We start from the raw sequence: 12,099 nt of genomic DNA, 5'->3' as shown, positions 1-12,099 counted from the left end.
CAAATGAAGTACGGAACAGTAAAGAATATCAAAAAAGAAGTGCTATCCAATAATTGGTACACTTTACGCAAAGTTACGTTTGAGTACCAAAGAGAGGATGGGGAATGGGAAACCCAAGTTCGCGAAGCCTATGATCGTGGAAACGGCGCAGTAATCCTTTTGTACAATAATGATAAAGGGACCGTTATATTGACACGACAATTTAGAATGCCCACATATTTAAATGGTAATGAAGATGGCATGTTGATCGAAGCCTGTGCGGGGATTCTGGAAAAGGGCAATGCAGAACAAACCATTATTATGGAAGTGGAAGAAGAAACCGGATATATGGTTTCCGATGTACAAAAAGTTTTTGAATCATATATGTCTCCCGGTTCTGTTACGGAGATACTACATTTCTTTATCGGACAGTACACTGAAAATATGAGAGTAGGCGAAGGCGGCGGTGCTGAAGATGAAACAGAGAATATTGAAGTTTTGGAAATGAGCTTCGAAGATGCTTTGAAACTTGTTCAAAATGGAAAAATCAGGGATGCCAAGACAATTATGTTACTGCAGTACGCGCAAATCAATAAATTGTTCTCAGTAAACAATATACATTCTTAGTAATTGTCCCGTAGTAATTCTAAAATCCGTTGCATTCGCTTTTTTATTTCAGCTGTAGGCTGCCTGTAATGATTGTTCATAAAGCTGAAAATAAGAGTTTTACCAGAATTCGTGGTCAAATATCCACTTAGGCAATGATTGTTGCTCAGTGTTCCTGTCTTTGCAAACACGTAGGGATTTGGATTGCCCCTATACCAATTTTCTATAGTACCGGAAACACCTCCGACTGCCAAAAAATTAAACAGTTCTTCTTTTGGTAAATCGCTATACAATTTATCCAATACTTGAACAATGGATTTTGGAGTGAATAGGTTGTACCTTGATAATCCAGAACCATCCACCCATCGGGGAGGTTGTTCAAGACTTGACAGATGATTTTCTAAAATATAGTCCTGCACTGAATTGATATTCAAAGAATCCGAAATCGTTGAAGATGCAAGAACTAGCAATTGTTCTGCTAAAAAGTTGTCGCTTTCCTGCATCATTTTTTTGAGTACGGTATCTTTTGGAATACTATAAAAAACGGATTTTTCACCTAAGGGCATTTTCTGGACTATTTGTACTTTTTTGTCCAGTACATTTCCCAATAGCTCTTTTATAAGTGTGCTATCCGCAATAAATGGTATCTGAAGCGTATCTTTTCGAATAGGATTAAAATAAAAAAGATTTTTGTTCTTCTCCCTATTTTTGGGGAATTCAATTTCAACCACTCCATTTCGAAAAAATTTTGGTGATATATTTAGGGAATCTTCCTTATAGATAGAGACGGTGTTACCGTGTATTGGAAATGCCGTTCTTTCTGGTTGATAAGAATAAGAATAATCGCCCCAAGACCATCCGGGACCATATTTTTCATCATAAAAATTATTTGGATAAAATGAGATATGCTTAAATGTTTTTAAAAAATCCAATGTTTTCTGACTTGAGAAATCAGGATGCAAAAAAGTTGGGTCGCCTGTCCCTTCCATATATAAAGTGTCTCCGCGAACTATATATTTTAAGGCTGGAATGCTATCCGGTAACATGGTAAGAGCCGTAAATAATGTAAAGATTTTGGTGTTACTTGCAGGAGTGAAATATTTGGTAGGATTTTTACTATATATAGTATCTTTTTTTTCGGCATCAATTACTAGGAAACCTGTAAATTGATTTTCAAAAAAAGGATTTAAAAGGACAGCTTTTGTTTCTTTTTGTATGGTTTTTTTAGTACTGGAACAACTTAACAGCGATATAACACTAAAAAGCAAAAATGCCGATTTTCTCATAAAAAGATTTTAATAATCTAGTTTAACATGAATTTACTGAATTTTTAACAATGGTCAGGCAATATCCTTTACAGATTTTTGTTTAACTTTATAGTTGTTAAAGTTGTGATTGCTAACTAATTAATTAAACATAATTATAAATATGGCTAGAGCTATGTTAGATTACACCAAAACTGTACTTCAAAAAGTCAGTTTTGATACTAAACTGTTCGCTAAAGAATTGAAAAAAGCTGTTTCACGATTATTACCTAGTGAAATCGAAGAACTCAAAATCTGGTTACGGTCATTTATTTCTGACAAACCAGAATTACAATCTACTTTAATATTAATAAAAATATAATAAGAGCCGCTTGAGCGGCTCTTTCTTTTTAGAATAGATTATTCACTTCAATATATGGTTCAGTTCTTTCCCAAGGGACTTATAATCTTCACATCTTGAAAAGCTATTGCTCCTCTTACGATTCCTGAAATCACTTCCTTTAACGCCTCTGTAATTTGTATTTTGAGTTCACTTTTATGATAGATAAGGCTTATCTCACGAGCTGGTGATGGATTTTTAAAATTTCTTAAATGATGCTTTTTGGCTTCATCCAAGGCCAAAGTATTCAGATAGGGGAGCAAGGTCATTCCCATTCCTTCATCTGCAAGACTGACCAAGGTTTCAAAACTACCGCTCTCAATTTTAAATTGTTCATTTTGTGGATTTTTAGGAGATTTGCAAAGATTGATGACCCCATCCCTAAAACAGTGCCCATCCTGTAACAAAAGAATATCGTTGACATCCAAGTGAGCTGTAGTCAATAAATCTTGCGATGATAAGCGGTGATTTTTAGGCACGTAACCGACAAAGGGCTCGTAATAGAGTGGTCGCTCCTTTATAAATTCTATTTCCAAAGGGGTTGCCGCAATTCCAGCATCCAAATGACCATCCAATATATTGCGGATTAAAGTATCCGTAGGTTGTTCCTTGATGATAAGATTAACCTTTGGGTATTTTTTAATAAAGGTGTTCAAGAACATGGGCAATAGCGTGGGCATTACCGTTGGAATTATTCCTATGGTATAATCTCCGCCAATAAACCCTTTGTCCTGATCCACAATGTCTTTGATGCGGTCAGCTTCGGCAACAATATTCTTGGCTTGAGCCACTATTTTTTTCCCAACCTCCGTTATGGAAATAGGTTTTTTTCCACGGTCAAAAATTAGAATATCAAGTTCATCTTCAAGTTTTTGCACTTGCATGCTCAATGTAGGCTGTGTTACAAAGCTCTTTTCAGCGGCCAGAGTGAAATTTCTATACTCCGCTACCGCCAAAACATATTGTAATTGAGTTATAGTCATTAACTGATAATATTATATTATAAAGCTATAAAAACTATTAGTAAAAACTATGGAGTCAATATATTTTAATTCAATAATTTTATAGAACATATAATTAAAATCACAATAAAATGAAACTAAACGCTATAGGATTAAATGAAGAAACATCTCAATCTTTAAGCAATGATTTGAACCAATTATTAGCTAATTTTCAACAATACTACCAAAATTTGAGAGGTATTCACTGGAATATAAAAGGAAAACGTTTTTTTGACCTTCATGAAAAGTTTGAAGAGCTGTACGTAGATGCAAACCTAAAGGTAGATGAAGTCGCAGAGAGAATTTTGACTTTAGGAGGAGTTCCTTACCATACATTTCAGGACTACTCCTCAAACGCAAAGGTACCGGTAGGGAAAAATGTTTCCAAAGATGAGGATGCAATACGATTGATAGTGGATTCCCTTAAAGAATTATTGATTATAGAACGTAGGATTCTAGACACTTCAGATGAGGCAAAAGATGAAGGAACAAATTCGATGATGAGTGACTTTATTACCGAACAGGAAAAAACGGTATGGATGATGAAGGCGTGGTTGGCCGAAGGAATTTGATAAAAACGGGCTAAGTATTAAAATAGGCTGTCTAAAAAGACGATGGCTATTGGATTTGTCAAATTAAGCTTTTCTAGATATATTTTAATTGTCAGTTGGTCAAAACATTTTAACAAGCTTAATGTGAACTGGTACGAATCTATTAGACAGCCGCTTTTATTATTGATTTACCTTTAAACGTAATTTTAAATTCCAGATCATACCTTCCAAAACAAATTAACATCGTTGAAATTTGGAGGGCCAACATTTCTATTCTTAATATTCCGTATGATTAAAGGACCTTTTTCAGAATCGTAATTCATTCTATTGTTCCCATTGATATTGCGCATAACAAGGATTGCATTAGTTCTGGTTGGAAAATTTTTAAATGAGAAGGATGGCTACCATCCTCAATTGCGCTAATCTGGTTTCTAATGCACTGCCCATTTATAAGACTATCTTGAATGTACAGAACAGGTATGAATTTCCCTTTTTACTTGCAGCATTGTTAATGAACAGCTACAATAGTTGTTACAATGGTTTCTAATGCAGAACTAAATATGTACATTTTCAGAACTGAATTGAATATGAAAAAGCAGAATTCAATTCATCGTTAAAATTTCACAGTTGAGTCTGGTCAATTGGTTTACAAAATAGTTTGAAGGCATTTTTGGGCCATCAAATAATCATTACCATGAAAAGACCGATTCTTTTTTTAATAATTCTCGTCAATAGTATTTTTACATTTTCACAATCAACTATTTCAGGAATCGTAACAGATACCAAGAACAATCCCATCATTGGTGCCAATGTGTATTTAGAGGGTACTTATGACGGTGCATCAACCAATGAGCACGGTGGTTTCAATTTTGAAACTACAGAGACTGGAACCCAGACCCTTGTGGTTTCCATGTTGTCTTATGATGCTCATTATGAAGCTGGTGATATTTCTTATTTTAATAATATTCAAATAACTCTTTTAGAATCGGTAAATGCCCTTACTGGGGTTACCTTAACTGCTGGTACATTCGAAGCTGGTGATAATTCCAAAGTTTCTGTACTAAAACCATTGGATATAGTTACAACAGCAGGTGCTCTGGCAGATATCAGCAGTGCCTTGCAGACTTTACCCGGTACCACTACAGTCAATGAAGATGGTAGACTTTTTGTGCGTGGGGGAGAAGCTGGTGAAACACAAGTCTTTATAGATGGTCTGCGTGTCTTTCAATTTTTTAATGCAACGGCAAACAACATTCCAACACGAGGACGGTTTTCGCCATTTTTGTTCAAGGGAACTACGTTTAGCACTGGGGGATATTCTGCAGAATACGGACAAGCACTCTCCAGCGTGTTGTTGTTGAACACAATTGATGCACCAGATCAGGAAAAAACCGAGATATCTATCATGTCCGTTGGTGGAGGCTTAGGTCATACGGAAATATGGGGCGACCAGTCTTTGAGTATAAACACTTCTTATATCAACCTTTCTCCATATGAAGCATTGATGCCTTCCACACAAGGAATACAATGGAACAGTCCCTTTGAATCTATTTCTGGAGAAGCAGTTTTTAGAAGTAAAGGCACAAAAAGTATGTTCAAATTATATACAGGATTTACTTTTACTGACTTGGATATTGACCAAGAAGACATAAATTTTGAGGATTTGGTAAGATTTCGCTTAAAGAACAACAACCTTTATTTTAATTCCTCTTATAAATATTTCTTTGAAAGTAACTGGAGTATTGTTACAGGTGCTTCATTATCCTGGGATGGTAACGCGATTGGTTTACAGGAAAATACCATAGACAATGATGAAACTGCTTCCCATATAAAGTTTAAGGTGAAAAAAAGATTCAGTAGTCGGTTTAATCTCAATTTTGGCACAGAACTTTTTCTAGTCGATTACAATGAGACGTTTTCTCAGCCAAATGATATAAACTTTACTGTTGGATTTAAAGACCAATTGTGGGCAGGTTTTGTTGAGACCGATGTTTTTTTGAGCAATAGATTTGCCATGAAAATGGGTCTTAGGTCAGAGAACAGTTCCTTGATTAATGATTTTACAGTATCACCAAGACTTTCGTTGGCGTACAAGCCGGGTGAAAAAGGACAGTTTTCCCTGGCTTATGGGGAATTCCATCAAAATCCTATGACAGAGGTTGCCAAATTTGGGCAATCTTTAGGTTCCGAAAAAACGGCACATTATCTTTTAAACTATCAATTTTTAAATGATGGCAAAACCTTTAGGGCGGAGGCTTATTACAAGAGCTATGATAATTTGGTAAAGTACGATACGCAATTACCGGAATTCAACTCCACTTTTAGTAACTCAGGTGATGGATATGCTGCAGGGTTGGATGTTTTCTGGAGGGACAATAACAGCATTGAGAATCTTGACTATTGGATTTCATATTCCTATCTAAATACCGAAAGGGACTATAGAAATTTTAGGGAACGTGCCACACCAAATTTTGCGCCGGAACATAATCTTTCGGTCGTTACAAAATATTGGGTAGAGGACTTACGGTCACAATTGGGATTTTCATACATATATGGTTCTGGCAGACCCTACAATAACCCTAACACAAACAACTTTTTGGCTGAAAAAACCAAGTCTTTCCATAGTTTGAACTTCAATTGGGCCTATTTGATAGACCAACAAAAAATTCTTTACTTTTCGGTCAATAACATGCTGGGGTTCAATAATATCAACAACTATCAATACGCGAATACGCCAAATATGGATGGCATATTCGAAAGACGTGCTATTAGACCCGCTGCCGATTCTTTCTTTTTTGTAGGGTTCTTTTGGACAATTAGCACCGATAAGAAAAGCAATCAACTAGATAACTTATAAGCTTATTTATAAAACCAGTTCCATTTGAATGTCACTGCGTTCATATGGAGAACTAGCTCCCGAGATTGACGTGAAGCCTAATTTTTCATATAATCTTATTGCTGGTATCAATACGCTATTGCTTTCAAGATATATTTTTTTGGCTCCCAAAGATTTAGCTTTCTCAATAATATGGATTGCCAATAATTTTCCAATGCCCTTTCCCTGTGCTTTTCGGGATACTCCCATTTTGGCCAGTTCAAAATCAAAACCTTTACGATTACTTTTCAATAATGCGCAAACACCCACGGGTTCTTTTTTAAGTAGGGCAACTGCAATATATCCACCTTTATCTAAAATATATTCTTTTGGATTATTGAGCGATATGATATCCATTTCTTCCATTACAAAATACTTGGTTATCCATTCTTCGTTCAAAGCTTTGAAAGAGTCTTTATATATGTTGGAATAAGGAATTATTTCAGGAGTTTCACGCATATAGTTGTTATAATATTGATAAATTATTTACAAAAGTATAGGTAGACGAATAAAATTGGTAAAAGCGTATGCAATGAAGAATGATTTTTTTACGTTATAAAATTATATTAATGTATTAAAAATTGATTTTCAATAGATTATTAGTTCATTTCATCGATAAAATTGGTTTTTTATCGATAATATAATTAATATTGTTTTATATTTAATAATAAAACTCTTACAAGTATCCCAAATCTTGCTAATGAGACCAAACAAATCAAATGAACCTGTACCTATCAGGTTGATTAACCTACGAAAAATATGTTGTTATGGACATAAAATTACGCCCATTTTTCAAAAGCATAATACAGCTATGTTCTAAACTCGCTCTGTTATTGCTTTTGCCAATTATGTTCTGTTGCAAAGTAAATGCGCAGGACAGCAATCCTTATGTAAATTATGATGTGCCCTTTCAGAACTTATTAAAGTTTAACAGGTTTCTGATTAATCCAACATTTTCTGCAGTTCGAGAAGATAAATCTTATGTGAACCTTTTCCATAGAAGCCAAGGAGCCGATTTTAATGATAATAGTCAGAATTACTTTTTAAGTTATAGTGGTCGCCTTAACGATCGCGTAGGATTGGGATTAAGCCTTTATAATCAACAAGAAGGCGTAATTTCCAATTTGGGTGTAATGGCCAATTATTCCCACGGAATTCAATTGGGGCAAAAAAGCAACCTTAGTTTTGGAGTAAATATCCCTTATTATGTAAGTAGTTTTGATGCTGATAGAGCAGTTACATTGGAAGAAGATCCAGTTTTAAACAATGCTTCCCAAAACTCGATTATTTCTTTTCAACCAGGTCTTAATTTAACACTGGGAAAGTTTGATTTTGGTGTATTTGCACAAAACTTGGTTGATTACAATATTAACTCCGGAAAATCACTTACTGAATTCAATGAAAAGACGTTTTCCGGACATATACAATTTGCCCATGAATTTGAAAATGCAGCAGGTATTTTAGAAGATGGCAGATTAATGCCATTGGCCAGGGCAAGATTTGAAGCTAGTGAAGACCCTGTTTTTGGTGGAGGCCTTATTCTTGATCTCCCTAAATTGGGATGGTTGCAAGGTGGGTATGACCAGTTTTACGGAGTATCTGCAGGTACTGGATTTAATCTTAACAGAAGACTTTCATTTGGATATAATTTTGAAAAGAACATAAATGATAATCTAACAAATCTTGGGGTAACCCATGAAGTATCCATTGCATTCTCATTTGTTCCTTCAACGTCCAAAAATGCCCTAGCTTCCAATGAAGGGTCTACAAAAGAACCGATTGAAGGTACTTTTGTTGCCGATATTAAAGAAGATAAAAAGGGTAAAAAAGAGAAAGAAAGCAAGTTGGATGCACAGACAACACTGCGCCCAACCAATAAAGAGGATTTAGCGTTTTGGGAAGAACAGGTCGAACAACTTAAGGCTCAACAAGATGATAATTATGCAGTGATTAATGAACTGATTTTTAAAATGGACTCATTGGAACAACATAGGCAACGTGATCTTGAAAAACGTTTTGAAATGGTAATGCGAATGGTGAAACGCCATACAGAAAACGAACGACCTGATATTGAAAAAAATGCCCAAAAACTTTATCTGGCCAAGAACGCTGATCTAGATTCTTTGGATAAGGAATTAAATAATGTCACCGTTTTGGCGAACAATTCAAAAACTAAAAAGAAGAAGGCTGAAACAGAGAAAGGCACCTTTACTGGAGGTGCGTTCAAACCCATTGAAAAATTTATCAGTTTGGAAGGGGTGGGCAAGGGCCATTATATAGTAGCAAATGTGTTCAAGAACGTAAACTATCTTAAAAGCTTTATGGCCAAACTAAAATCAGAAGGTCTTGAAGCCAAATATTTTAAGAACCCTGATAATGGACTTAACTACGTATACTTGGCAAAGTATGACAAGAATGAACTTGCTTATGAAGCCTATCGTTCTAAAATGAAAGGAGAATATACTGATGAATTATGGATCATGCATGTGGATAATCCCCGTTATTCAAATTGGGCCGATACCAAGTATTTGGACAATGAATAATTGAAATCAAAGTTTGAGATAATTCATTTTCTTTGCGATGGCCTTACTGCCAATATTTTCCTGTTCCATTAATTCTGAAGTTATTTTAGGATAATCTTGTTTACGGTTTTGAGAAAGTTTGTAGGCAGCCTGAATTTCGGTAATTTCAATTTTAAAACCAATAACACCCTTAACTTGTCTCAAGGTCTTCGGGGACATCTCGCTTAGATTAATGGGATTTTTAGAGTTTTTTTCATATTTGTTGACCAATTTATGGAGCGATTCCATAGTGGCATCATCGCTTAATACTTTTAATGATCCATATATATGTACAGCTATGTAATTCCAGGTAGGCACTTCTTCTTCCTGATACCATGATGATGAAATATAGGCATGGGGACCATTGAAGACACACAGTACATTTTCAGTGTTTCCGAAAGATTTCGCCTGTGGATTTGCTTTTGCAATATGTCCAACAAGAATTTCTTTTCCATGTTCGTCTTTATCCAATTCCAAAGGAATATGTGTTGCCCATGGCTTTCCGTCAACTTGATTTATCAAAAGGCCAAAACTATTCTCGACTAAAAAACCCTTGATTTCTTCTAGATTTTCATTTTTATAATAATGTGGGATATGCATAAATGTTTTCTAAATAACAATGAACAATGAACAATGAACAATGAACAATGGTCAATTAACAATGGACAATGAACAATGGACAATGGACAATGGACAATTAACAGTTTTATGAACGAACAATTTGGATGTGGACATGCTTACATAGAACCAAAAAAACCAAAACTTTTGATACGAATCTAATCCTTATATTTTTCGAACCAGGCCAATATACTGGCAATTTTAGCAATTAAATTACTGGGCTTATTGGCTATGCCGTGCGAAGCTCCAGGAATACGGACCATTGCGGTCTCTACGTTCTCAAGCTTTAACGCAGCATAGAACTGTTCAGATTCTGCGATTGGCGTTCTAAAATCTTCCTCTCCCGTAAGGAGCATGGTAGGTGTTTTTACGTTGCCTACATATGAAAGGGGAGAACGCTTTATATAACTCTCTGGATCTTCCCATGGTTTTTTCCCAAACCAATATTTAGAGAAAAAACTCGCTCCATCTGCATAAAGGACAAAACTATACCAATTTATAACAGGTTTTGCTACAACAGCAGCTTTAAAGCGGTCTGTTTTGCCAACAATCCAAGCAGTAAGTACACCACCACCACTTCCACCGGTTACAAAAAGCTTATTCTTATCTACAAAACCTTTATTGATTACCGCATCCACGCCAGACATTAAATCATCATAATCATGGTTTGGATAATCGTGATGTATCAAATTCCCAAACTCTTCCCCGTAACTTGTACTTCCTCTAGGATTTGTATACAGCACCACATAACCTGCGGCTGCAAAAGCCTGAATCTCTGCGGAATATACAGAACCATAGCTTGCAAATGGCCCGCCATGTATTTCCAGTATCATTGGATATTTTTTGGTAGCATCAAAGTTGGGAGGTGTCACTACCCAACCCTGAATTTTACGTTGATCAAAAGAAGAGTCCCACCATAGCTCCTCTACTTTTCCCAAGTTTCTAAAAGAGAAAAGGTCGTCATTTAAAAAAGTAAGTCGCTTACTCCCATTTTTGTCATGAACCCCTAGATCAGCGGGATGTTGTGTGCTGCCCAGAGTATAGGCAAATCTGCCATTCTCCGAAACTGAATATGATGCGGCATTGTAAGGCCGCCCCAGGGAAAGACCTCCTAGGCTTTCTACTTTTTTATCCACTTCACCATTAAGGTTCATGTAACCTATTTTGGTATCGCCCTCGTCATCAAACTGAAAATAGAGTCCTTTTCCACTGGCTCCCCAATTTATATGCTGTACATCGCGGTCAAAATCTTCTGAAATCAAACTTGATTTTCCACTTTTTATATCGAGGATGTAAGCATGTGTCAATTGATATCCCTGATAAGTATCGTCAAAACCAATATAGGCCAACTTTGTTCCATCTGGAGATATTTTGGGATTGGTATCAGGGCCATACCGACTGGTAAGTGCGGTCACGTTGCCATCAGATAACGATAATTTATAGATTTCGCTGTTCAATGGCTCTAGTGCATCCTCAGTGTTGAAATTTGCGGAAAAAAACAATTGTGAACCATCTTTTGACCATATCGGTGCACCGTGATCAAAATCAGTGGATGTCCATTGCCTTGGGGTTCCCCCATCAATAGATAAAGTGAAAATTTGTGTATTTCCCCCTTTTATGTAGCCCTGTCCATCACCGCGATAATTTAGTTTTGTAATGTAAGTAGGTGGTTTGTTCCACTTGGCTCCTTCTGGTTTCTTTGGCATTTTTACTATGGACTCCTCGCTTTTTGGCACAAACATGGTAAATGCAAGAAAACGGTCGTCGTGTGACCAAGAAATCTGACCTGGAGCTTTTGGAGTATTGGTCAATGGAACAGCTTCTTTTGTATCCATCCACATGAGGTATAATTTCATCTTACCATCCGACATATTGGATTTAAAGATGATTTTTTTTCCGTCATGAGACCATCTTGGGTAAAAATCATTTTGATTTCCCGTTGTCAACGGACGGTTGTTGGAACCATCAAAATTTATTATCCAAAGATTGGAAAGATTTTTATCGGTCATTACATCCTTAAAATTGCGGACATAAATGATTTTGTTTCCATCAGGTGAAATCTGTGGATTGGAAACATATTCCATGTTAAAAATGTCAATTAGCTCCAAGTTTGATTTTACTTGGCCAAAGGTAAAATGGCTGAAAAAGAGGAATACAAAAATGAGTTTTAGGATAGTCTTCAAGGTAAAAGGCATTTAGAAGGTTTTACAATGATAAAGATACATATTCAATCGATTTGAAAACGAAATCAAGAAACATCAAAG

Annotated in this window: 10 protein-coding genes; 5 read left to right on the top strand and 5 right to left on the bottom strand. The window is 35.9% G+C overall.

The genetic code is table 11. From position 1 onward, the window contains the following. Positions 1-3: 3 nt before the first annotated feature. The gene (gene nudK, locus HME9304_RS00750) at positions 4-606 is read left to right on the top strand and encodes a GDP-mannose pyrophosphatase NudK (protein ID WP_112376771.1); all 603 of its coding nucleotides are present in this window, start codon (positions 4-6) and stop codon (positions 604-606) included. Here the strand turns inward: nudK and HME9304_RS00745 are convergent. After that, positions 603-1,871 carry a D-alanyl-D-alanine carboxypeptidase/D-alanyl-D-alanine-endopeptidase gene (locus HME9304_RS00745; RefSeq protein WP_112376770.1) on the bottom strand — a complete coding sequence of 423 codons (1,269 nt, stop codon included), beginning with the start codon at positions 1,869-1,871 and terminating at the stop codon, positions 603-605. The genes nudK and HME9304_RS00745 overlap by 4 nt on opposite strands. A 142-nt stretch (positions 1,872-2,013) precedes the next feature. On the opposite strand from HME9304_RS00745, the gene HME9304_RS17125 reads away from it, so the two are divergent. Then, on the top strand, positions 2,014-2,211 hold the full coding sequence (locus HME9304_RS17125) for a hypothetical protein (RefSeq protein WP_112376769.1): 198 nt from the start codon (positions 2,014-2,016) through the stop codon (positions 2,209-2,211). Between the two features lie 59 nt (positions 2,212-2,270). Here HME9304_RS17125 and HME9304_RS00735 read toward each other — a convergent pair whose 3' ends face one another. Beyond that, positions 2,271-3,212: a hydrogen peroxide-inducible genes activator gene (locus tag HME9304_RS00735; RefSeq protein WP_112376768.1), complete on the bottom strand. Its 942-nt coding sequence runs from the start codon at positions 3,210-3,212 to the stop codon at positions 2,271-2,273. Between the two features lie 110 nt (positions 3,213-3,322). Here HME9304_RS00735 and HME9304_RS00730 point away from each other — a divergent pair, with 110 nt between their 5' ends. Both HME9304_RS00730 and HME9304_RS00725 read left to right on the top strand, forming a co-directional pair. Then, positions 3,323-3,802, top strand: a complete 480-nt coding sequence (locus HME9304_RS00730; protein ID WP_112376767.1) for a Dps family protein — start codon at positions 3,323-3,325, stop codon at positions 3,800-3,802. 673 nt (positions 3,803-4,475) lie between these two features. Continuing rightward, on the top strand, positions 4,476-6,638 hold the full coding sequence (locus tag HME9304_RS00725) for a TonB-dependent receptor (protein WP_112376766.1): 2,163 nt from the start codon (positions 4,476-4,478) through the stop codon (positions 6,636-6,638). A 6-nt stretch (positions 6,639-6,644) separates the two neighbouring features. Here HME9304_RS00725 and HME9304_RS00720 read toward each other — a convergent pair whose 3' ends face one another. Next, on the bottom strand, positions 6,645-7,115 hold the full coding sequence (locus HME9304_RS00720; protein WP_112376765.1) for a GNAT family N-acetyltransferase: 471 nt from the start codon (positions 7,113-7,115) through the stop codon (positions 6,645-6,647). Positions 7,116-7,423: 308 nt separating this feature from the next. Here HME9304_RS00720 and HME9304_RS00715 point away from each other — a divergent pair, with 308 nt between their 5' ends. Continuing rightward, positions 7,424-9,199 carry a PorP/SprF family type IX secretion system membrane protein gene (locus HME9304_RS00715; protein ID WP_112376764.1) on the top strand — a complete coding sequence of 592 codons (1,776 nt, stop codon included), beginning with the start codon at positions 7,424-7,426 and terminating at the stop codon, positions 9,197-9,199. A gap of 6 nt (positions 9,200-9,205) precedes the next feature. Here the strand turns inward: HME9304_RS00715 and HME9304_RS00710 are convergent, their stop codons facing one another. Both HME9304_RS00710 and HME9304_RS00705 read right to left on the bottom strand, forming a co-directional pair. Then, on the bottom strand, positions 9,206-9,817 hold the full coding sequence (locus tag HME9304_RS00710) for an FMN-binding negative transcriptional regulator (protein ID WP_112376763.1): 612 nt from the start codon (positions 9,815-9,817) through the stop codon (positions 9,206-9,208). Positions 9,818-9,993: 176 nt separating this feature from the next. Beyond that, positions 9,994-12,030 carry a S9 family peptidase gene (locus HME9304_RS00705; RefSeq protein ID WP_112376762.1) on the bottom strand — a complete coding sequence of 679 codons (2,037 nt, stop codon included), beginning with the start codon at positions 12,028-12,030 and terminating at the stop codon, positions 9,994-9,996. Positions 12,031-12,099: the final 69 nt, after the last annotated feature.

Source organism: Flagellimonas maritima, from assembly GCF_003269425.1.
Taxonomy (GTDB): domain Bacteria; phylum Bacteroidota; class Bacteroidia; order Flavobacteriales; family Flavobacteriaceae; genus Flagellimonas; species Flagellimonas maritima.
Note: the sequence above shows the minus strand (reverse complement) of the source record. Positions and strands in the feature narration are given on the sequence as shown.

What these genes read in the sequence shown, in the direction of transcription:
- nudK (WP_112376771.1), top strand. Translation starts at nt 4, where the DNA reads ATGAAGTACGGAACAGTAAAGAATATCAAAAAAGAAGTGCTATCCAAT.
- HME9304_RS00715 (WP_112376764.1), top strand. Translation starts at nt 7,424, where the DNA reads ATGGACATAAAATTACGCCCATTTTTCAAAAGCATAATACAGCTATGT.
- HME9304_RS00705 (WP_112376762.1), bottom strand. Translation starts at nt 12,030, where the DNA reads ATGCCTTTTACCTTGAAGACTATCCTAAAACTCATTTTTGTATTCCTC.
- HME9304_RS17125 (WP_112376769.1), top strand. Translation starts at nt 2,014, where the DNA reads ATGGCTAGAGCTATGTTAGATTACACCAAAACTGTACTTCAAAAAGTC.
- HME9304_RS00745 (WP_112376770.1), bottom strand. Translation starts at nt 1,871, where the DNA reads ATGAGAAAATCGGCATTTTTGCTTTTTAGTGTTATATCGCTGTTAAGT.
- HME9304_RS00725 (WP_112376766.1), top strand. Translation starts at nt 4,476, where the DNA reads ATGAAAAGACCGATTCTTTTTTTAATAATTCTCGTCAATAGTATTTTT.
- HME9304_RS00735 (WP_112376768.1), bottom strand. Translation starts at nt 3,212, where the DNA reads ATGACTATAACTCAATTACAATATGTTTTGGCGGTAGCGGAGTATAGA.
- HME9304_RS00730 (WP_112376767.1), top strand. Translation starts at nt 3,323, where the DNA reads ATGAAACTAAACGCTATAGGATTAAATGAAGAAACATCTCAATCTTTA.
- HME9304_RS00710 (WP_112376763.1), bottom strand. Translation starts at nt 9,817, where the DNA reads ATGCATATCCCACATTATTATAAAAATGAAAATCTAGAAGAAATCAAG.
- HME9304_RS00720 (WP_112376765.1), bottom strand. Translation starts at nt 7,115, where the DNA reads ATGCGTGAAACTCCTGAAATAATTCCTTATTCCAACATATATAAAGAC.